Annotated in this window: 20 protein-coding genes and 2 tRNA genes; all 22 read right to left on the reverse strand. The window is 34.3% G+C overall.

Annotated elements, in window-relative coordinates:
• Positions 1-68: 68 nt before the first annotated feature.
• The 22 genes from spoIIE to veg all read right to left on the reverse strand — a co-directional run bounded on the left by spoIIE (position 69) and on the right by veg (position 20,295).
• Positions 69-2,543, reverse strand: coding sequence for a stage II sporulation protein E (gene spoIIE, locus B7R67_RS02080; RefSeq protein WP_088067088.1), 2,475 nt, complete (start codon positions 2,541-2,543; stop codon positions 69-71).
• 413 nt (positions 2,544-2,956) lie between these two features.
• Positions 2,957-3,028, reverse strand: a tRNA-Glu gene (locus B7R67_RS02085).
• An 11-nt stretch (positions 3,029-3,039) separates the two neighbouring features.
• Positions 3,040-3,116, reverse strand: a tRNA-Met gene (locus B7R67_RS02090).
• Between the two features lie 153 nt (positions 3,117-3,269).
• On the reverse strand, positions 3,270-3,743 hold the full coding sequence (locus B7R67_RS02095) for a S1 domain-containing RNA-binding protein (protein WP_088043548.1): 474 nt from the start codon (positions 3,741-3,743) through the stop codon (positions 3,270-3,272).
• Between the two features lie 84 nt (positions 3,744-3,827).
• The gene (locus B7R67_RS02100) at positions 3,828-4,205 is read right to left on the reverse strand and encodes an FtsB family cell division protein (protein ID WP_088067092.1); all 378 of its coding nucleotides are present in this window, start codon (positions 4,203-4,205) and stop codon (positions 3,828-3,830) included.
• A complete protein-coding gene (yabQ, locus tag B7R67_RS02105; RefSeq protein WP_088067094.1) occupies positions 4,206-4,817 on the reverse strand; it encodes a spore cortex biosynthesis protein YabQ in 612 nt (203 codons plus the stop codon). It lies immediately after the preceding gene.
• Positions 4,814-5,119, reverse strand: coding sequence for a sporulation protein YabP (gene yabP / locus B7R67_RS02110; RefSeq protein WP_088067096.1), 306 nt, complete (start codon positions 5,117-5,119; stop codon positions 4,814-4,816). The genes yabQ and yabP overlap by 4 nt, the downstream gene beginning before the upstream one ends.
• A gap of 88 nt (positions 5,120-5,207) precedes the next feature.
• Positions 5,208-5,477: an RNA-binding S4 domain-containing protein gene (locus tag B7R67_RS02115; RefSeq protein WP_088067097.1), complete on the reverse strand. Its 270-nt coding sequence runs from the start codon at positions 5,475-5,477 to the stop codon at positions 5,208-5,210.
• 32 nt (positions 5,478-5,509) lie between these two features.
• Positions 5,510-6,964 carry a bifunctional methyltransferase/pyrophosphohydrolase YabN gene (gene yabN / locus B7R67_RS02120; protein WP_088067100.1) on the reverse strand — a complete coding sequence of 485 codons (1,455 nt, stop codon included), beginning with the start codon at positions 6,962-6,964 and terminating at the stop codon, positions 5,510-5,512.
• A gap of 18 nt (positions 6,965-6,982) precedes the next feature.
• Positions 6,983-8,572 (reverse strand): putative polysaccharide biosynthesis protein, encoded by a 1,590-nt coding sequence (locus B7R67_RS02125; protein WP_088067102.1) that lies wholly within the window; start codon positions 8,570-8,572, stop codon positions 6,983-6,985.
• 214 nt (positions 8,573-8,786) lie between these two features.
• Positions 8,787-9,323 (reverse strand): stage V sporulation protein T, encoded by a 537-nt coding sequence (gene spoVT, locus B7R67_RS02130; RefSeq protein WP_088067104.1) that lies wholly within the window; start codon positions 9,321-9,323, stop codon positions 8,787-8,789.
• Between the two features lie 296 nt (positions 9,324-9,619).
• Complete coding sequence (gene mfd, locus B7R67_RS02135; RefSeq protein ID WP_088067107.1) at positions 9,620-13,150, reverse strand: transcription-repair coupling factor; 3,531 nt, start codon at positions 13,148-13,150, stop codon at positions 9,620-9,622.
• A 113-nt stretch (positions 13,151-13,263) separates the two neighbouring features.
• Entirely contained in the window at positions 13,264-13,497 is a 234-nt protein-coding gene (locus B7R67_RS02140; RefSeq protein WP_158095003.1) for an anti-sigma-F factor Fin, read from the reverse strand.
• Between the two features lie 88 nt (positions 13,498-13,585).
• A complete protein-coding gene (pth, locus tag B7R67_RS02145) occupies positions 13,586-14,149 on the reverse strand; it encodes an aminoacyl-tRNA hydrolase (protein ID WP_088067111.1) in 564 nt (187 codons plus the stop codon).
• A 108-nt stretch (positions 14,150-14,257) separates the two neighbouring features.
• A complete protein-coding gene (locus tag B7R67_RS02150; RefSeq protein ID WP_088067113.1) occupies positions 14,258-15,211 on the reverse strand; it encodes a ribose-phosphate diphosphokinase in 954 nt (317 codons plus the stop codon).
• A gap of 45 nt (positions 15,212-15,256) precedes the next feature.
• Entirely contained in the window at positions 15,257-16,615 is a 1,359-nt protein-coding gene (gene glmU / locus B7R67_RS02155) for a bifunctional UDP-N-acetylglucosamine diphosphorylase/glucosamine-1-phosphate N-acetyltransferase GlmU (protein WP_088067115.1), read from the reverse strand.
• A gap of 141 nt (positions 16,616-16,756) precedes the next feature.
• Entirely contained in the window at positions 16,757-17,047 is a 291-nt protein-coding gene (spoVG, locus tag B7R67_RS02160) for a septation regulator SpoVG (protein WP_056474486.1), read from the reverse strand.
• A 207-nt stretch (positions 17,048-17,254) separates the two neighbouring features.
• Entirely contained in the window at positions 17,255-17,626 is a 372-nt protein-coding gene (locus tag B7R67_RS02165; RefSeq protein WP_088067117.1) for a RidA family protein, read from the reverse strand.
• A gap of 29 nt (positions 17,627-17,655) precedes the next feature.
• Positions 17,656-18,498 (reverse strand): pur operon repressor, encoded by an 843-nt coding sequence (purR, locus tag B7R67_RS02170; RefSeq protein ID WP_088067119.1) that lies wholly within the window; start codon positions 18,496-18,498, stop codon positions 17,656-17,658.
• A gap of 53 nt (positions 18,499-18,551) precedes the next feature.
• Positions 18,552-19,421 carry a 4-(cytidine 5'-diphospho)-2-C-methyl-D-erythritol kinase gene (gene ispE / locus B7R67_RS02175; protein ID WP_088067121.1) on the reverse strand — a complete coding sequence of 290 codons (870 nt, stop codon included), beginning with the start codon at positions 19,419-19,421 and terminating at the stop codon, positions 18,552-18,554.
• Between the two features lie 325 nt (positions 19,422-19,746).
• Entirely contained in the window at positions 19,747-19,926 is a 180-nt protein-coding gene (locus tag B7R67_RS02180; RefSeq protein WP_088067123.1) for a small, acid-soluble spore protein, alpha/beta type, read from the reverse strand.
• A gap of 99 nt (positions 19,927-20,025) precedes the next feature.
• Positions 20,026-20,295, reverse strand: a complete 270-nt coding sequence (gene veg / locus B7R67_RS02185) for a biofilm formation stimulator Veg (protein WP_069033953.1) — start codon at positions 20,293-20,295, stop codon at positions 20,026-20,028.
• Positions 20,296-20,491: the final 196 nt, after the last annotated feature.

Here is a 20,491-nt window from a genome sequence, read left to right on the forward strand (position 1 = left end):
TCCGCATAAAAGTTGTTACCATTTTGTCCAAATACGGGAGGGGATAAACCTTTATTTAATTTATTTTACTAAGCCATTGCACTGTATGATGCGATTGATGACCATTTTGGTAGATTGCGTTTGACAACAGCAACTACTACCGTCATATCGTCATTAATATCACCTGTATTTGAACGGATTACCTCCTCAAGTAATAGTTCCGCTACTGCTTGTGGATCTTCAGTTTCAAATTCACTTATTTTACGTTTCATCCACATTTCATAGTTTTCAACATGTCTTGGGCCTTCAAATATCCCGTCGCTCATCATAATTAATAGGTCTCCGGCTTTTAATTGTTCACTTACGACTTCAACATCAAACTCGTCGATGATGCCAATTGGTAGATTACTACCTTCAATTTTAATAACTTGTTTTCCACGTTTCACAAAGCTTGGTGAGGAACCAATTTTTAAAAACTTAGCGGATGCATCGTGTAAATCGACCATCGCTAAATCTAATGTAGCAAACACCTCTTCGGTAGTACGTAACGAAAGAATTGAGTTAATTGATTTAATCGCTACTGTTTCTTCAATACCTGAATTCAATATCTTTTGAAGTAGCTTTAGCGTCTCATTACTTTCAATATGTGCTCGTTCACCGTTCCCCATACCATCGCTAATCGCAATCGCATGCTTTCCTGCTCCTACATCCATTATTTTAAAAGCGTCTCCAGATATAAACCCTCCACCTTTTGCCGCTGTTGCAACTCCGGTTTCAATAACAAATGCCTTATCAGAACCAAATGTAACTAAATAGTTGCCTCCATTTGGAATAGTTGCTGGCTCTTCTTTTAAAACGACAATAGTCTCTTTTAAAATATCCGATAGGATTGGCGCTATAAGTTTTTGGCATTCACCATACTCATTTTCAAATGGAATTAAAATATCAATATCAATATTTCCTTGTTCTAGGTTATAAATCTCCACTTGGCTTACATCAATTCCAAAGCTTAGTAACGCCTGAAGGATTTGATCCTCTTGTAATTGGTGATTTTCCTTTTCTCGTTGAATTTCTTGTGCAAAATCAACCATTACTTTTGAAACGCCACGTAGTTGTTCAGCAACTAATCTTCTACTCTCTTGTACTTGTTTTTTAAGTCTTTGATTCGCACGGAAGTAGAAAACTTCTTGCTTCATTAAATCAGCCATTTTTGAAGAACGTTGACAATATTTTTCCCATTCTCTCATAAATTGGCCATTCTTTATTAGCTTGTCCTTCTCTACTAACTGCATCATATTCTCCATGTATTGATATGTTCGGTCTCCATTATTAGACCAGCAGTGGTCTTTTTTCATGCAACTATTACAACATTTATTTGAAATACTACAAATAAATAATTCTTCATCCGTTAATTCATCTTCAATTTTGGCAAATTGGCTTGGTTGTGAAAAGCTTGAAGATAATGCTTCAAACACATTTGAGAATTGTGTAATTCGGTTAGCGGTCAAATCTCTAATTTTACGTAGGTATTGTTGTTGATCTGTCGAGTGTTCCTCTGTACCAGGCACCAATTTCGCAAGTTGTTTTAAAAGAATCGAAGGTGTTAATAAAAATAATAGAATCGCAATGACAGATTCAATAATTGAAAAGATAATATCGGATTGTTTCTCTGCATAAAAGCTAATTAAACAAGTCCCGATTAACAGCCCTGCTGCTGCACCTAATCGCTTACCTTCTTTTAATAAGCCTCCAAGTAAGCCAGAGAAAGCTAATAAACTCATCTGATATAAACTTGATACGCTAGCTAGACTTAAGATCAAACCAGTTACAACGCCTACTGTACACCCAACCGTTCCTCCAGCTACAAATGCAAATAGCAATACAATGTATCTAGTTACAATATGCTGAATAGATAAATCTTGAATATACCAGTCAGTTGTCCCCGTCACAACCGAAGCTAGAAGAATAACTAAACATACGATTTCTTCAACACCTAATAGTTGCTTTCGTTTAGGAATCGCTAGCAGAGGTACACTTTGGAAAAAGATCATTGTTAGTATGAAGCTTAATCCCGCTTCAACTGAAGCCATTAAAACATCATACATTAAGACTTCCTGCTGGAATGCATAAGCAATTAATAAGTGACTCATAAACACTGATAAAAACACTTGAAATGGTACTAGACCTATATAGTGACGTTTAACTCTTGAAAAGAAAATATTGAGGATAAAAAATAGAATGACCGTGGCAAATGCATAGCTTACAGTTTCAATTGATACAGTTAATGAACCGATCATTAACGCAACAAATGCTACTCCTGTACGTTCGCGCTTCATCATGTAAACAGAGGCAAAAAAAGGTAATACGAACGGGAGAATATGCGATAGAATTAATGCTCGCCCTAGTAAAAATCCCGTGATAAAGATTAATAACCCCCAATCAAATAACGCTTTCTCTAATTTAGGTTTGATAGATTTAGAAGATTGCCGAAAAGCTGTTTGAAATCCATTAGTAGGGATCAAGCTTGCAGAAGTATTTGAAGACCCTCTTTGCAATTTCGTCATAATTCCACCTCATCCGATTTGGTTTATTAAACATATTTTAACTTCTCTACTTGAAGGAATATGTCAAAATGACAATGTTAAATAGAGGTTTTCTTCGACGGAAAAAGCATCTACGCGCAACTGTTTTACAAAATATGAGGAAAGCTTGCAGCATAATTTCTCTAATAGGGTAAAACAAGCGCAATTATTAAATTTTATGTCAATCGAAAAGTAGAATAAAGGGTATAGGTAAAGAGAAAGAAAACTTGCTGATTGGTGAGCATTAAAGCGAAAACAAGGGAATAGTTGCACTTAACCTTATTCCTAAATTGGCAACTAAGTGAGTTTTCTACATCGCTGCCGATTTATACTTTCTTAACGAATAAAAAAACGCCTAGCCTCTTTATAGAAACTAGACGTTTTTGTTAAAAGTATGACCCGTACGGGATTCGAACCCGTGTTACCGCCGTGAAAGGGCGGTGTCTTAACCACTTGACCAACGGGCCGTTAAAGGGAATGGTAGCGGCGGAGGGAGTCGAACCCACGACCTCACGGGTATGAACCGTACGCTCTAGCCAGCTGAGCTACACCGCCATTATCTTCAAACGACAATTTTTATATTATCATGGGACTAAATACCCGTCAACAGTTTTTTAAAATTTAATAATATTTTTTTACATACAAAAACGCACTCAGTTTAGAGTGCGTGTTCTATATAAGCATTTATGTCCCAACAAGGTAGTAAAATTAACCTCGACGAGCTCCGCGACCGCCACGTTTAGATTCTGTATTACGTTTTAAAGAAGCTAGGCGATCTTCACTGTCTTTTAAAAATTTACTCATTTTTTGATCAAATGTTTCTTTAACTGGACGTTGATCTGAACGGTTTTGGTTTTTACCACGGTTTCCTCCACCATTTCCTCCACCGTATGAAGGTCTGCTTGTGCGAGGTCTTTGCTCACGCTCTCCCTCTTTAACTGGTGGGCGTTCTTTCGCTTTTTTAATTGAAAGACCAATTTTACCGTCTTTTTCAACATTGATTACTTTTACTTCAACTTCATCGCCAACTTTTAAATGTTCGTTAATATCTTTAACATAGTTGTCAGCCACTTCACTAATGTGTACAAGTCCAGTTACTCCTTCTGGTAACTCTACGAAAGCACCAAAATTTGTAATTCCTGTAACTTTGCCACTTACTTTGCTGCCTACCTCAATTGACATAAAAAAAATGCTCCTCCTTAAAATGTTTAACTGGATTTACTATATTATATAAAATTATAAAAACAAGTGTCAATGAAACGATAATTACTTAATATTTGGAAAGACGATTTCTCCTTTTTTAGAAAAAAACAAATTTTTCCTAGCAAGTTCAATAATATATTGATCATCGTTCAACTGGTCAATCATTCGTTTTGAATCAGCTACTGTACCTTTTGTTTTCTTTAAATCAACTTTTGCTTGTTTTAATTGCTTTATTTTAGAAGAGTAGTCAAGCTGCTGTGATTGATAGTGAGCCTGTAATAAAAAGAATAGGGGGAATGCAAAAACACAAAATAATGAAACACGCATGATAAACTTTTTAAAGCTTCTTTTCTTAGGCGTGACGCTTTGTTCCTCAACCAAAACAATCGTTTGCTTATCCTGAACTTGTCTAGTTAAATCCAACTTTCTCGCATGCTCCACCTATTTCTTCCTCCTATCTAAAAGATCTTTTACTTTTTTAATAGTAGTAAGGAAGATATTCTTGAATTTTCCGAAAACTCCTTTAAATTGAATTAAATAGTTTTTGACTTGTTTTGGCACGAAAAACCAACATACTCTGCCGAAAAACAATAGAATTGATAGGACAACGTTGTAAAGTAAACGGATAAGTCGAATAAGGACACCATAAATAAATAAAATTAAAACGATAATAACTTGAATGATCCACTTAATTGGCTTAACAAGAAAAGTTACAATCAGCGTCACAACGATTCGATAGAGTCTAATGATTAGCTGAATAACAAATTCTAGTATTTTTTTATAAATTGATTGGATTAAACTTTGGTATGCAGCATAACCACACAATAAAGCCAATAATAAATAAAACCTTAACGCCCCTTCATTCACTAGGTACAATACGTAAAAAACTAGTAAAGCTTGAAATATCCAAAATAATATATCCGTCGCAAATACAATTAATCGGTTTCGAATCCCTCGATTTAAAAAACGATGGTATGTATCCAGTGCCATACCAAGATAGGCACCCATACCGACCATCGCTATCATTGAGTAGAACTGAACGTTTAGGCTCATTTAAATAGCTTGCTAAAGATTCCTTTAGCTTTCCCCGAATTGTACTCGTCAATATAACAAAGTTCATTTATTTTTCCTTTTATCGCTACATGACCTTTTTCTACATCGAGGTTTTTCATTTGTAAATTATGGCCTTTAATATGCAAAAAACCTAAAGCAGTTTCTAATAAAAACTCCTCACTGTCAAAGCTTTCTACCTGCTTTACTCCAGTAATTTCAAGATATCTTCTACTTTTTAACGAAAGATCTTGTTCGATTATTTGGTTTGTATTTTTCGCATTTAATTCATACGGGTTATTCATAATAGTCCCTCCATCTACATAAACTGTACCTATTTTGATAAATCGTTAATACAGTGTATTTGTACAAGTATATGAAGGGACAACATTTTTAGAACAAGCTATCTGATAGTTTTTCTTCGCTTATTATTGTATACATCGCATCTGCTTCTTCTTTTCGAACTGTTTCTTTAAGTAAATTAATCTTTGCCGTTACGATTTTTTGTCCAAAACGAATTTTTAATTCATCATTTACTTTGACTTCAGTAGATGCTTTTGCAACTGCACCATTTATCGTTATTCTTCCTTGATCAGCTACTTCTTTAGCAAGTGTACGGCGTTTAATAATTCTCGATACTTTTAAAAATTTATCAAGTCTCATATCTATTCTCCTCGATTCTCATTTATTAGAGATTATTCGAATTTTTTTGCTTCATTCCATATCTCATCCATTTCTTCTAGCGATACATCAGTAAATGTTTTATTTATTTCTTTCAGTCTTGATTCAATATATTGAAAACGTTTCGTAAACTTCATATTTGTTTTTAAGATTGCTTCCTCAGGATTTACATCAATAAAGCGAGCTAAATTAACAATACTAAATAATAAATCACCTAGTTCTGCCTCAATCTTAGGTTGTTCTTTTGATTGAATAGCCTCTAGTACCTCAGAAAGCTCTTCTCTCACTTTATCAACTACTGGTGAGATTTCCTTCCAATCAAACCCTACCTTAGCAGCTTTGCTTTGAAGCTTCTCTGCCTTTAATAGTCCTGAAAGTTCTTTCGGTATACCAGATAAAACAGATTCAATTACATGACCTTTTTCGGCTTGCTTTAATTCCTGCCAGTTTTTTACTACATCTTCTTCATCATTAACATGAACATTTGAAAACACATGTGGATGGCGATAAATTAGTTTGCTTACTAGCCCTTTAATGACATCTTGAATTGAGAAGTAGCCTTCATCTTCACCGATTTGAGCATGCAGCATTACTTGAAGTAATACATCTCCAAGCTCTTCGATTATATGATCATCATCTTCTTCATCAATCGCTTCTAGTAACTCATATGCCTCTTCTAATAAGTATTTCTTTAATGATTCATGAGTTTGTTTTTGGTCCCATGGACATCCATCAGGCCCTCTTAAAGTAGCAACTACAGAACGTAGTGTTTCAAATTGGTGATATAAATCTTCTTCATTCTTAACTGGTGGTACATATACACTCGTTAAATTGTTGATCGATGTATCGCGATCCAATTCAAACAATGGCACTCGATTTATTTGTTCATCTTTACTACCTGCCGCTGTCACAATTACGACTTCATAATCATCTGGTAGCTGCTCCATCAATTTTAATTTTGCATGTGATGCAGTCATTTGATCATAAACTTGGCAAATAATTAAATGTTGCCTAAATGTTATATATTCCTGTTCTAAATCAGTTGCATCAATAAACTGGAATCCTTCAATCGGATCAATTTTTAAACTAGTAAACATTGCATCCAAGAAGCTTTGTCCACCTTTAATCTCTAATTGAATGTCTCCTTTTTCTGCAAGTTCGATTAACAATTGAACCGTTTTTTCAGCAACTAGAGGATGTCCAGGTACTGCGTATGTAATAGATTCCAATTCAGATGCTTTTACTAACAAATGAACAATTTCTTGATATACATCTTCAAAACGATCGTGTTTTTCATAAATCTCATCAAATGATTGGAAAGTTAATCCTTCTTTTTGTAATTCTTCAATAACAGGGTGGTCTTTTGTTCGTAAATAAAGATTTTCAGTTTTTTGTAACACTTTATAAATTCCAAATGGAAGTTGATTAAGATCTCCCGCACCTAAACCTAAAACTGTAATCTTGTTCATTTTGCTCCTCCTGTTCGTTTAAGAGAGCCACTTTTGTAATTTTTCACTTTTAACGATTGAGCTTAGCTCTTCTACTGTAAACAACTTAATTTTAATTAAAACGATCGCAAATGCTATTGCTCCTATTAACGCAGATGTTAATGCTTCGACTAACATTCTTAAACGTAGTGGGTTAATAAACATTGCATATTTTTCAAAAACAAATTCGTATCCGTAAACACATCCATACATAATTGCCAGTGCAACTAACAATTTTATAATAAATTTGAAACCAAAGAATGTTACTCTCGATAATTTGTAGATATAAGCTAGATTCAAAATTGTTACGATTACTAAAGCAACTACTGTTGAATAAGCCGCCCCTTTAGAGCCTATTTGCTCCATTAAAATAACATTCCCGATAAACTTAACACACCCACCGGCAAATACATTTAACGCTGGTATTAAACTCTTTCCTAACCCTTGCGCAATTGAAGAAGTAGTAATTGATACACCAGCAAAAAAGATAGACATACATAGTACGGTAAGGACATCCGTGCCTAAATCATTTCGATAAAGCATTATATTTGTTGGGTGAATAATTGAAATTAAACCGATTGTCGCAGCCGCTCCAACGACAATACTTACTCTGATAGCACCTGATATTCGATTATTTATTGAATTGTGCTCTTTACGAACCAATTCACTAGATAGATAAGGAATTAGAGCAAGTGAAAACGATGAAGCAATGACCGATCCCAATTGAATTAGTGGAAATCCACGGTCATAAATACCCTTTACTAATTTTGCACCTTCAACGTGGTAACCGTATTGCACTAGTAATGGATAAAAAGAGATTGAGTCTATAAATTGAATAAATACAAGTACTAAACTACTTAAACTTAGTAAAATACCTTGATACAAAATCGTTTTTAATTCCAATCGATACGTTTTAAGCAAACTAAATGATGGAATTGTTAAACCAGAGCCACGGAAAGATACCCAATAAAAGAAATACAAGATTGCTGCTATACTCCCTAAAATTGAGCCTGAAACTGCTCCAGCACCAACAATATATAAATTGTCAGTCGTTTGCATTAAATAAAGTGATAGAACTAAAATCGTAATAACTCGAATCAATTGTTCAATAACTTGACTTACCGATGTTGGCCCCATATCACCTAGACCTTGATAATATCCACGAAATGCTGATGTAATTGGTACGAATAAGAAACCTATACTGACTACTCTTATTAACATTGCTAGATGTTCATCACGCATAAATTTAGCTATGCTGTTACTTCCTATGTACAACGTTAAGAAACATAATATACCAATGACTAACAACATCAAAAATGTTGCGTACACTAAATCTTTAGCACCTTTTTCATCTTTTTTAGCGTATCGTTCAGCTACGTAAGATGATAAAACTAATGGAAATCCATAAGTAGAAAAAGCTAAAGCAATTGCGTACACAGGATATACCTGTTGATAAATATAGTAACCTAAATCTCCCGCAATATTTTGATATGGAATTTTATAAAATGCGCTTAATACTTTTGATAATAAAGATGCTATTGTTATGAATAAAGCCCCTTGTAAGGCTGCTTTTTGCTTAGCTTTTTGCAAAAGGATAACAACTCCTTTAATAGACGGTTCACCCTTTAATGTATTACACTTTTAGGGTTTATGTAAAGAGTTGGCAAAAGAAAAACCACCCCTTTTCCATTTTTGGTAAGGAATGGTTCAATTTAAAAGCAATACTTAAGTAGATAAGGAACACAGGAACAATAAAAAAATAGGCCAGTAATTGTTCAAAACTTTTACCGGCCTAATTAATAATCTATTGCTCCATTTGTCTTGCTAAGAAGTTAGTTGCTGTATCAATTGCTTTCTTTTCGACTTCAGAAATTGTTTTGTCTTTCGAAAAGATAACCATTGCTCCAATTGGATCTCCACTAGCAATGACCGCTCCTACAGCGTAGGATTGATATTTTTCAATCACACTTTCAATAAATGAAGCTTCCCCAGGCTCGCTAACTACTTTTGAGTTGCGATCTGTCATCGTTTTTTCAATAATATCACCGATATTTTTGTTTAAGTATTCTTTTTTAGAAGCTCCTGCAACTGCTACCACTGAATCACGGTCACTGATTATGACAGTATGTCCAAGTGTATCATACAATGCATCGGCGTATTCTTTAGCAAAATCACTTAATTCACTAATCGGTGAATATTTCTTTAAAATGACTTCTCCATCTCGGTCTACAAATATTTCTAATGGATCACCTTCACGAATCCGTAAAGTTCTCCTAATTTCTTTCGGTATTACTACTCGACCTAAATCGTCAATACGACGAACAATTCCTGTTGCTTTCATACTTGTAAAGCGCCTCCTCACTTACTTGCATGTCTACGTTGATGAAAGATATCCGAGTGACAATGAGGTAAGGTCACCCTTAATTAATGATAGTATCCTTCACAACGAAAGTTCTATACAAAATAAGTGAGATTTTTTAACACCTTTACTAAAAATATAGTATTGTAAGCACTTTTTGGTAACATTTATTGCTATTTTAAAAAACTTTAGGGCTAAAAAAGATAATTGCTTCTGCAGGATTCTAGTTTTTGACGTGAGTGAAGCACCCTAAAATCCTGCTTTCCTTATTCCTGCCCTTAAGCATTCACACTTTCTTTTTTAACATTTTTCAATCCACTAATTAAACCTTCTAAAGTAGTTAACCAATCAGCTGGATTTTTTCCTTTTACGTCTAGCGTAATTTTTAATTTAGACCCTTCCATTCCTAGGCCGATCCCTCTACCGAATGAATTACATAATTGGAATAACTTCGCACCGTCGATATTCGCACTTGCTTTCTCAGAGAAATAAACACTCACTTCAGATTTAACTTGCTTAATCAGTTCAATCTTTTCTGCATTCGCTAAAAGCTTGATATGTGCAACTTGGCAGAGATAACCGACTTCTACTGGGAAATCTCCAAAGCGGTCCATTAATTCGTCTTGTAGATCATTTAATTCCTCAAACGTTTCAATACCTCTGAACTGTTTGTACATCTCAATTTTTTGCTTGCTATCTTGGATATACGTATCAGGTAAATATGCATCTACTTCAATATCTATTTCAATTGAAATTAAATCTTCTTTCTTAACACCTCTACGTTGCTCAATTGCATCTTTTAACATTTGCGAATATAAATCAAATCCGACAGAATCAATAAATCCATGCTGTTGTGCCCCAAGTAGGTTTCCTGCTCCACGTATCGAAAGATCTCGCATCGCAATTTTAAAACCTGAACCAAGCTCAGTAAATTCTTTAATTGCTTGTAATCTCTTTTCAGCTACTTCCGTTAATACTTTGTCTTGTTTATATGTGAAGTAAGAATATGCCACTCGATTTGAACGTCCAACACGTCCTCTCAATTGGTAGAGTGTCGATAGTCCCATACGATCCGCATCATACACAATTAATGTATTAACATTTGGAATGTCTACACCTGTTTCAATAATTGTTGTACTTACCAACACATCGTATTGACCATCTAAAAAGGCATACATTACTGATTCCAGTTCACCTTCATTCATTCGGCCATGAGCTACAGCTACTTTCGCATCTGGTACTAGCATTGAAATCTGTTCAGCCATTCGTTCAATATCTTCTACACGGTTATATAAGAAGTAGATTTGACCGTCACGTGCAAGCTCCCTTTCAATCGCTTCTCTTACTAATGCCGCATTATATTCAACTACATAAGTTTGGACCGGGAAACGGTTTTCTGGAGGCGTTTCAATTACTGATAAATCTCTTACCCCAAGCATAGACATATGTAATGTACGCGGAATTGGAGTAGCAGTTAATGTTAGAACGTCAATATTTGCTTTAAGCTGTTTAATTTTTTCTTTATGCGAAACGCCAAAACGCTGCTCTTCATCAATAATTAATAAGCCTAAATCTTTATACTGAATGTCTTTAGAAAGTAAACGATGCGTTCCAACAACTATATCAACTGAGCCTTCTTTTAAACCTTTCATTGTTTCTAGCTGCTGTTTACGTGAACGGAATCTGTTTAATAACCCAATATTTATTGGATGGTCCTGGAATCTTTCTCTCAATGTTTCAAAATGCTGCTGTGCTAGAATTGTAGTAGGCACTAGAAACGCAACTTGTTTTCCTTCAACAATTGCTTTAAAAGCAGCTCGAATCGCTACTTCAGTTTTTCCATATCCTACGTCACCACAAAGCAATCGGTCCATTGGACGTTCTCTTTCCATGTCTTTTTTAATTTCATTAATTGATCGTAACTGGTCATCCGTTTCTTGATAAGGAAATGAAGACTCGAATTCCTGTTGTTCTAAACCATCTGGTGAAAAAGCGTATCCTTTTGAAGCTTCGCGTTCAGCATAAAGTTTAATTAAATCATCAGCAATATCCTGTACAGATCCTTCAACCTTTTTCTTAACTTTTTTCCAGTCAGTTCCACCAAGCTTATAAATCTTCGGCTCTTTACCTTCAGATCCAACATATTTTTGTACTTGATCGATTTGCTCAATTGGTACAAATAATTTATCCTCACCATGGTATCGAATATGTAAATAGTCTTTATGAATGCCATTAATTTCTAATGTTTCAATCCCTAAAAATTTACCTATACCATGATTCACATGAACGACATAATCTCCAACTTTTAATTCAGAGTAATTTTTAATTCGTTCTGCATTTGATAATTTCGAATTAATACGCTTTTGCTTTTTAACCTTTTTTGTAAAAAGTTCACGTTCAGTTATTAGAACAAACTTTTCCAATGGTAGTTCAAAACCAGAAAGAAGATCGCCCTTCATGATGTAAACTTCACCATTTTTTATTTGTTCAAACGAAGAGACAATTTTCCCTTCCATTTTATAATCTGCTAAAATATTTTCTATTTTATATGTTCTTTCATCACTTTCACCTAGCATGACAATCGTATACTTATTTTTCTTCCAACGTTCCAACTCATTTTTTAACAGATTCATTTGACCATGGAATTCTTGCATTGATTTACACTGGATCGAAACAACCTGTTCTGGATGAGTGTGAGGAACTCTTCTAGGAAAAAGACTAGTATGAATTTGTTGGCGCTTTCTTGATTGTAGCAATTGGAAAAATTCGTGTGAAAAAGTTACCCCTTGCAAAGCATTTCCTTCTGCTAATAAAGATGTATACCACTCTGCTTCGTCTTTTTTCAGTTGTTCAACAATCTCATGAACCCTCGAAATCTCATCGATTACAACAATTGATTCTTTTGAAATATAATCTAGTAAACTAAATTGGTTTTCATAGATTAGGCCAAAATATTTATATATTTGATCAATTAATTGACCTTGTTTTAGTTGCTCAATGTCATAAGTTACTTTTTCAGCAAGTAATTCTTTTAACTGCTGATCCTTTATTTTTGATAGAGTTGTCTTAAAAGCTTGTTCAATTCGGTGTACGCCTATTTGTAAATCAGCCTTTGAAATAATCCTTTCAGTCGCTGGACCGATTTGGACTGTTTCATATTTCGTAATCGACCTTTGAGAATCAGGCGAAAATGAACGAATCGAATCAATTTCTGTGTCGAACAGTTCAATTCGAATAGGGTCTTCATATGTTAATGGGTAAATATCAAGAATCCCACCACGTACACTAAATTCACCTTTACTTTCGACCATTCCAACACGTTCATAGCCCATTTGAACAAACTTTGAAATCATATTCGGCAAGTCAATTTCTTCACCAATTTCAAAATTCAACTGATAGCTAGCCCATAGCTCAGGTGATGGCAAATAACCAATCAATCCTGATACTGGTGTAACAACGATTGTTGGTTTCTTCATCATTAGACTATTTAATGCAATTAATCTTTGTGATCTTAGCTCTGGACTTGATACAGCAATCTCTGAAGCAATTAATTCATTCGCAGGATATAAAAATACTTTTTCTTCCCCTACTACTGATTTTAAGTCTTCTGTTACTTTTTGAGCTTGAAGAAGATTATTCGTTACAATTAACTGTGTTTGTCCAGTTTCTTTAAAAACAGCGGCCGATAACAACGTTTTAGCAGACCCCGTTAAATTTGTAACTAATTGTTCTTTCAGTCCACTTTTTAATCCATTTATAATTTTTTTAATATCTTTATACTGGTTAAATTGTTCAATTAAACCAATCACGAAGTCGATCTCCCCTATCAGTCAATCTAAGCATAAAATTAAATCTTAGTTGAAGTTTATATTTATTTAGAAATTTAAACAGAAAAACGCCTCAGTTAAAAACCAAAGGCAATTTAATTTATGAAATTCTTATATTCATGGTAATGTGGAAACTCAGATAGGGTCATTTCACAATCCTCGCACACAATATAAAATACTTGATTAGGAGATTGAATAAAATTTACAAAATCACTTAATTCTTCTTCAAATGAATGACAATATGAAGATGAAATTTGTAACAATTGCTCTTTTTCAAATCTACCTATATGTTTACGGCAATACCGACACTGACATTCTAATAATTCCATTACTGCCTCCATACTTAAAAAATTCATATATACAGTATGGTTTGTACTAACTATACTTATTCAATATGGAAGCGTAAATTCCTGTTTTTTATTTTTTATTATATTGATTCATTACATCTACGAAAGAATGTTTTAAGAAGTATTCACATGCATCCGCTGCTCTTTTCACTCCATCTACTACTTCAGCAACTTCTTCTTCATAAAAATTTGATAGAACATGGTTAACTACACTCATTCCATTAGAAGGGCGATCGACACCAATACGGATTCGCTGGAATTCTTGCGTGCCTAAATGTTGAATAAGAGATTTAATGCCATTGTGACCACCAGCACTACCTTTTGTGCGTAAACGCAGCTTACCTGTTGGGATATCCATTTCATCATATAAAATAACTAAATCCTCTAATTCGACTCCAAAATAATCAACGAAAGGTCTTACACACTCTCCAGACAGATTCATATAGGTTAAAGGTTTTACTAAAAATACTTTCTCACCATTCACAATTCCAGATGCGTAAATACCATTAAATTTTTGTTGGTTTAATGAAAAGCCCCAACGGTGAGCTAATTCATCTATCGCAATAAACCCAATATTGTGTCTCGTTCTTTCGTATTCCCTACCTGGGTTACCTAAACCTACAAACATTTTCATTTCAATTTTCCCTCCATTCTAACCTCAGTTATATTACGAAAAGACGTAACCACTTCTGGTTACGCCCTCTTTTCATTTTAAAGTAAAGATGTAAATTTATTTAGATGATCAATCAAATAAAGTACTTACTGATTGTTCTTCGTATACACGAATAATTGCTTCACCTAATAAGCCTGCAACTGATAGCTCAACTAGCTTTTCAGTCTTTTTATCTTCAGTAAGACAAATTGAATTTGTAACAACTAATTCTTTAATACAAGAGTTTTCGATTCGATCAATTGCCGGTCCAGACAATACAGGATGCGTACAACATGCATAAACTTCTTTTGCACCGTGTTCTACTAATGCATTAGCAGCAAGAGTGATTGTACCCGCTGTATCAATAATATCATCAATTAAGATAGCCGTTTTGCCTTCAATATTACCGATAATATTCATAACTTCAGCAACATTTGGCTTTGGACGACGTTTATCAATAATTGCAATTGGAGCTTTAAGACGATCAGCCATTTTACGAGCTCTTGTTACTCCACCATGGTCAGGAGAAACAATTACGATATCTTCAAGCTGTTTTTTTCTAAAATAGTCAGAAAGGATAGGTACACCTAATAAGTGATCAATTGGAATATCAAAGAATCCTTGAATTTGTGGAGCATGTAAATCAAGTGTGATCACTCGAGTAGATCCAGCTGTTTCAAGAAGATTTGCAACTAATTTAGATGTAATTGGCTCACGTGAACGAGCTTTACGATCTTGACGAGCGTAACCGTAGTAAGGAATTACGATGTTAATTGTTTTTGCTGACGCACGTTTTAATGCATCAATCATAATTAATAATTCCATGATACTTTCATTTACTGGGAAGCTTGTAGATTGAATAATAAATACATCACATCCACGGATACTTTCCTCTATGTTAATTTGCACTTCTCCGTCACTAAAACGAGAAACCGAACATTTACCAAGCTCTACGCCAATGTGCTTTGCAATTTCTTCCGCTAATTTAGGATTCGAATTTAGAGTAAATACTTTTAAATGCTTGTCTGGATAATGATTAGGCATGTTTCGTGTACCCTCCGCTTTTTTTTCTTTTCTTTGTATCTATAATTAATTTTTATAGTAACCTTCTTTGTTCACTTGTCTTGCCCTTGCAATCGCTAGTGAGTCTTCTGGAACATCGTTTGTAATTGTTGAACCAGCTGCAATATATGAACCCTTTTTCACCGTAACAGGCGCAATTAAATTTGAATTACAACCAACGAATACATCGTCTTCAATGATTGTTTTAAATTTGTTTTTGCCATCATAATTAACAGTGATTGAGCCGCAACCAAGATTTACACCTTGACCAACCTCAGCATCACCAATATAGCTTAAATGAGAAGCTTTACTGCCGTTGCCGAAAGTAACTTTCTTAGTTTCAACAAAGTTACCGATTCTTACTTCATCACCTAAAGTTGATGCTGGACGAATATGTGCAAAAGGCCCAACAGTTGTTGAATGACCAATTTTACTTTCATGTACAACGGATTGTTTAATCGATGTCTCATTACCAATTTCACTATCAATAATTTCGGTATTTGGACCTATTGTACAATCTGAACCAATTATACTATTTCCGTATATCATTGTACCAGGGTAAATAATTGTATCAGAACCAATTACTGCATCTGCAGAGATATAAGTGCTTGCTGAATCAATAATCGTTACTCCGTTCAACATATGCTTTTTATTTATCGTTTTTCTCATTAATGATTCTGCAATAGATAATGCATAACGATCATTAACACCTAACGTTTCATCAAAATTAGATGTTTTATATGCAGCTACTACTTCATCTTTTTCTTTTAAAATCTCAATAACATCTGGTAAGTAATACTCACCTTGTGAATTATCGTTATTTACCTCATTTAACGCATCAAATAAAGCTTTATTATCGAAACAATATGTACCTGTGTTAATTTCTTGAATTGCAAGCTCTTCAGGATTTGCATCCTTATGCTCTACAATTTTAACAACAGAACCATTTTCGCCCCTAATTATTCTACCATAACCTGTTGAATCCTCAAGATGAGCTGTTAAAATGGTAGCTTTTGCCTGTAATCTTTCATGCTCTTTGAATAGAGCTTCAATCGTTTCTGGTGAAATTAATGGTGTATCACCACATATTACCAAAGTAGTTCCTTCTTTATCCTTTAAAAGTGGTGCTGCTTGAATGACAGCATGTGCAGTTCCTAATTGTTCAGCTTGTAAAGCATAATCACTATTTTCACCTAATTGTGTTTTGACTAATTCTGCTCCGTGACCAACAACAGTTACTATATTTTGTACGCCAACCGATTTCACATGATCTACTACATGTTGAACCATAGGCTTACCACAAACAGGATGAAGTACTTTATATAATTTTGATTTCATTCTAGTACCTTTTCCTGCAGCTAGAACAATCGCATACTTATTTGACATAGTCATCCCCCATCAATCTAAATACCTATATAAACTAGTTTAAAATGCTAATTTTAATATTTTTCCTCAAAATACATCCATTTTATTATACCATAAAAAAAGAACCCATTATACATTAACGGGTTCTTTTTAGTCATATTTTTAAGAAGCACCTGCTTCTTCAAAGTCTTCTTCTAACTCACCTACGCGGTGATATTCAGCTAATACAGAATCCTGTATTTTGCTTCGAGTTGAAGAGTTAATCGGATGAGCGATATCACGGAATTCTCCATCCGGAGTACGTTTGCTTGGCATCGCTACAAATAAACCGTTATTGCCATCGATTACACGAATATCGTGAACGACAAATTCATGATCTAAAGTAATTGATGCAATAGCTCTCATACGACCTTCCGTGTTTACGCGGCGTAGTCTTACGTCTGTCACTTCCATCTTGTTCACCACCTTTTTCATCTTTAACCATTACTAGTTAGTTTCAACAATTATCAAAAATTTCCTTCTTTTTGGAAAATTTTTTATGTAATTTATTCAATTTTTAAAATATATTTGTTAAAACAGAGGCCTCACCTAATTTATCGGAATTATTTATGTAAAATTTAGGAATTTATAAAAAAAAACCTGAAAAAAAGTTTCAGGTTTTTAAATCATTGCAATACATTCAATTTCTACTAGTACATCTTTAGGTAATTTCGCTACCTCTACACAGCTTCTTGCTGGTTTATGACCATTAAAGAATTCTTCATAAATACCATTAAAATCAACAAACATAGATAAATCTTGTAAAAACACAGTAGTTTTAACTACTTTTGACAAATCCGTACCCGCTTCTTCTAAAATTGCTTTCAGATTTGCAAATACTTGTTTTGTTTGTTCTTCAATACCACCCGGGACAATTGTTCCATCTACTGTTAACGGTATTTGTCCAGAAGTGTATAAAAGACCATTCGCAATTACCGCTTGTGAATATGGTCCAATTGCTTTTGGTGCATGATCAGTATGAATGATTTGCATATGTAATCTTTCCCTTCTTTATTAGCTGATTATATGTTTTCAGTTTTAATAAACGAATCATCTAGGAAATTACCTTTTTCAACTCGAATAAGTTGTTCTCTTTCATTTACCTCAGATAATTTGACAAGCGAAATATAATCTTCCACTAATCTTTCCTCAATATTTACCGCTTCAACTAATACACCAATACCTGCGACATTTGCCTGAAATTCCTTCAGTAAATTCTTCATACCGGTGATTGTACCGCCAGCTTTCATAAAGTCATCGATAATTAATACATTTGCCCCAGGCTCAATGCTTCTTTTTGTTAACGCCATCGTCTGTATACGTTTTGAAGAACCAGAAACATAATTAATACTTACAGTTGAACCTTCAGTAACTTTGTTATCTTGACGAACAATTACAACTGGAACATTCAAATAGTTTGCTACTGCATATGCTAATGGAATCCCTTTTGTTGCAATTGTCATAACAATATCTACTTTTTGATTTCCAAATATTGAAGCAAATATACGGCCAACACTATTTACATAGTTAGGGTTACTTAGTAGATCAGTCATATATAAGTATCCGCCTGGCAACACACGATCTGGTTTTTGAAGTAATTCACATAATTCTTCAATTAAAGTATTTACTTCTTGATTACTTATACTAGGTATATATTTTACACCACCTGCTGCTCCAGGCACAGTTAATAGCGTTCCAATTCCTTGCTGTTCGAACGTCTGCTTAATAATCCCTAAGTCTTCACTTACCGAAGATTTTGCAGATGCATATAAATCAGCAAAAAATGTTAATGATACTAACTGTTGCGGATGATGTAATAAATAATGTGTCATTCCCACAAGACGAGAGCTTCTTCTAATTTTCATGCAGCACCTCAAATCACGAATATTTTATAAAAATTTTATAATAATATTCGTTTTTAATCAAGTTTTTCCCTTTCGCCTAACATCCTAACAGCGTATACTTGATCACAGAAACCTTTTAGACCGTTGTAAACTCGATTCATTCTAGAATCGTGACGTACTAATCCGAATACCGTTGGACCACTTCCACTCATTAGTACAGCATCGGCACCAAAACGTTTCATTTGATCTTTAATCATTGCAACCTCAGGGTGTAATTGTAGCGTCACTGTTTCTAATACATTTCCTAAAGACGTACAAATTTCATTATAATTTTTGTTCGAAATTGCATTCACCATACGATCCACGTCTGGATGTTGTACATCGTTTAATTTAAGTTTTTGATAAACCGTTGCAGTTGAAACCCCTTGCGTTGGTTTCGCTAAAATAACCCAGCAAGGTGGAGGAGTATCAATATGTTCAATTTTTTCTCCACGGCCCGTTGCGATTGCCGTACCACCATAAACACAAAATGAAACATCCGAACCGATTTTCGAACCAATCTCTGCTAATTCATCCAATGAAAGATTTAAGTTCCAAAGTTTATTTAGACCTCTTAACACTGCGGCCGCATCTGAACTGCCTCCAGCTAATCCGGCAGCAACAGGGATATTTTTTGTAATAAAAATATGCGCTCCTAATTTAACTCCGAACATTTCTTTCAATAGCATTGCAGCTTGATATGCTAAATTGCGCTGATCGTCAGGCACATATCGATTATGTGATGTAACGACAATCTTGTCCTCTTGCATAAGCTCTAGCTCAATTCGATCAGCTAAATCAATAGTTGTCATAATCATTTTTACATCATGATATCCGTCATCTCTTTTTCCTACAACATCTAATGATAGATTAATTTTCGCAGGAGCCTTCACCATTAATTTCACTATTTTCACCTTCTTATGAACACTTACTTTTTTGCTATTGTATCATAATTAACTCATAAGAAAAATGTAACCCATTGAAAGGTGATTTATCTAGGTATAAATTCTTTAAAAAGATTCATAAAAACCGAAGCAAAATGCTTCGGTCTCATCGTGAAAATAAAGTCAAAAGAATATTTCTACTCTGATTCAAACAACTTTAGTGAGATGTACAGTTAACTAAAAGTTAATGAGCACATCAGGTATGATTTAGTCTATCGAAAGTAAACATTTTTAAGCAATCTGAAACCGAAGCAATATGCTTCGGTTTAGTCGAAGTGAAGATGATTTACTGTTGCTTATTTGATAACTGTAACTCAGCTAATTCGATTGCTCTTTTTACCATGTTGCCGGCATCCTTCGCTCGAATGCCTCCCCAGCCTTCTTTTTGTACAACGTCATAGAAACCAAGATCTTTTGCAAGTTCTTCTTTAAAGCTCTGTGACATTATGCCTTTTCTTTTTCCCAAAAAAAGCAACCTCCTTTTTCAGCTTCGACAATGTTAGTATGTGTAAAATGTAAAATTTCATGAATCCTTATAAAAAGAAAAGAGACAGTAGAAAAATTTCTACTGTCCGTTCGCCATTAGTCCACTTGTATGGTCATCACAGAAAAACAATTCAACTGTTTCTGTTAAAATATCTGCATAACTAAAAGATAAGCGTTCAAATGCGTTCTCTTCTTGATCTAATTGTACTACAAATATGGATGGATATGTTTCTGCTAATACACCGGAACGTTCCACAGTCTTTCTACGTCCGCTGTTTGCTTTCAATGTAAGTCTTTGTCCAACATGACTATCTAAAGTATCCTTTATTTCAGATAATTTTTTTGCCATTTGATCCCACCTCACTCAGACAAGTATACCATGTTATGTAAACTAAGTCAAAAAAACATAAAATTATACCAACGAGACTAGATACCTGTCAATATTTTTTTCTCACCAACATATTATTTGTGTAAATAAATTATTTTATGTATCAAAATAAAAAAAGATTTCCTACAAACGAATGCACTCGTTAATGTAGAAAACC

The sequence above is a fragment of the Gottfriedia luciferensis genome (genome assembly GCF_002156865.1).
In the GTDB taxonomy this organism is placed as follows: Bacteria; Bacillota; Bacilli; order Bacillales; family Bacillaceae_G; genus Gottfriedia; species Gottfriedia luciferensis.

What these genes read in the sequence shown, in the direction of transcription:
- pth (WP_088067111.1), bottom strand. Translation starts at nt 14,149, where the DNA reads ATGAAAATGTTTGTAGGTTTAGGTAACCCAGGTAGGGAATACGAAAGA.
- glmU (WP_088067115.1), bottom strand. Translation starts at nt 16,615, where the DNA reads ATGTCAAATAAGTATGCGATTGTTCTAGCTGCAGGAAAAGGTACTAGA.
- spoVG (WP_056474486.1), bottom strand. Translation starts at nt 17,047, where the DNA reads ATGGAAGTGACAGACGTAAGACTACGCCGCGTAAACACGGAAGGTCGT.
- B7R67_RS02095 (WP_088043548.1), bottom strand. Translation starts at nt 3,743, where the DNA reads ATGTCAATTGAGGTAGGCAGCAAAGTAAGTGGCAAAGTTACAGGAATT.
- yabQ (WP_088067094.1), bottom strand. Translation starts at nt 4,817, where the DNA reads ATGAGCCTAAACGTTCAGTTCTACTCAATGATAGCGATGGTCGGTATG.
- B7R67_RS02150 (WP_088067113.1), bottom strand. Translation starts at nt 15,211, where the DNA reads ATGCCTAATCATTATCCAGACAAGCATTTAAAAGTATTTACTCTAAAT.
- B7R67_RS02115 (WP_088067097.1), bottom strand. Translation starts at nt 5,477, where the DNA reads ATGAGACTTGATAAATTTTTAAAAGTATCGAGAATTATTAAACGCCGT.
- spoVT (WP_088067104.1), bottom strand. Translation starts at nt 9,323, where the DNA reads ATGAAAGCAACAGGAATTGTTCGTCGTATTGACGATTTAGGTCGAGTA.
- yabN (WP_088067100.1), bottom strand. Translation starts at nt 6,964, where the DNA reads ATGAACAAGATTACAGTTTTAGGTTTAGGTGCGGGAGATCTTAATCAA.
- B7R67_RS02140 (WP_158095003.1), bottom strand. Translation starts at nt 13,497, where the DNA reads ATGGAATTATTAGAATGTCAGTGTCGGTATTGCCGTAAACATATAGGT.
- purR (WP_088067119.1), bottom strand. Translation starts at nt 18,498, where the DNA reads ATGAAAATTAGAAGAAGCTCTCGTCTTGTGGGAATGACACATTATTTA.
- spoIIE (WP_088067088.1), bottom strand. Translation starts at nt 2,543, where the DNA reads ATGACGAAATTGCAAAGAGGGTCTTCAAATACTTCTGCAAGCTTGATC.
- veg (WP_069033953.1), bottom strand. Translation starts at nt 20,295, where the DNA reads ATGGCAAAAAAATTATCTGAAATAAAGGATACTTTAGATAGTCATGTT.
- yabP (WP_088067096.1), bottom strand. Translation starts at nt 5,119, where the DNA reads ATGAATAACCCGTATGAATTAAATGCGAAAAATACAAACCAAATAATC.
- B7R67_RS02165 (WP_088067117.1), bottom strand. Translation starts at nt 17,626, where the DNA reads ATGCAAATCATTCATACTGATCATGCACCAAAAGCAATTGGACCATAT.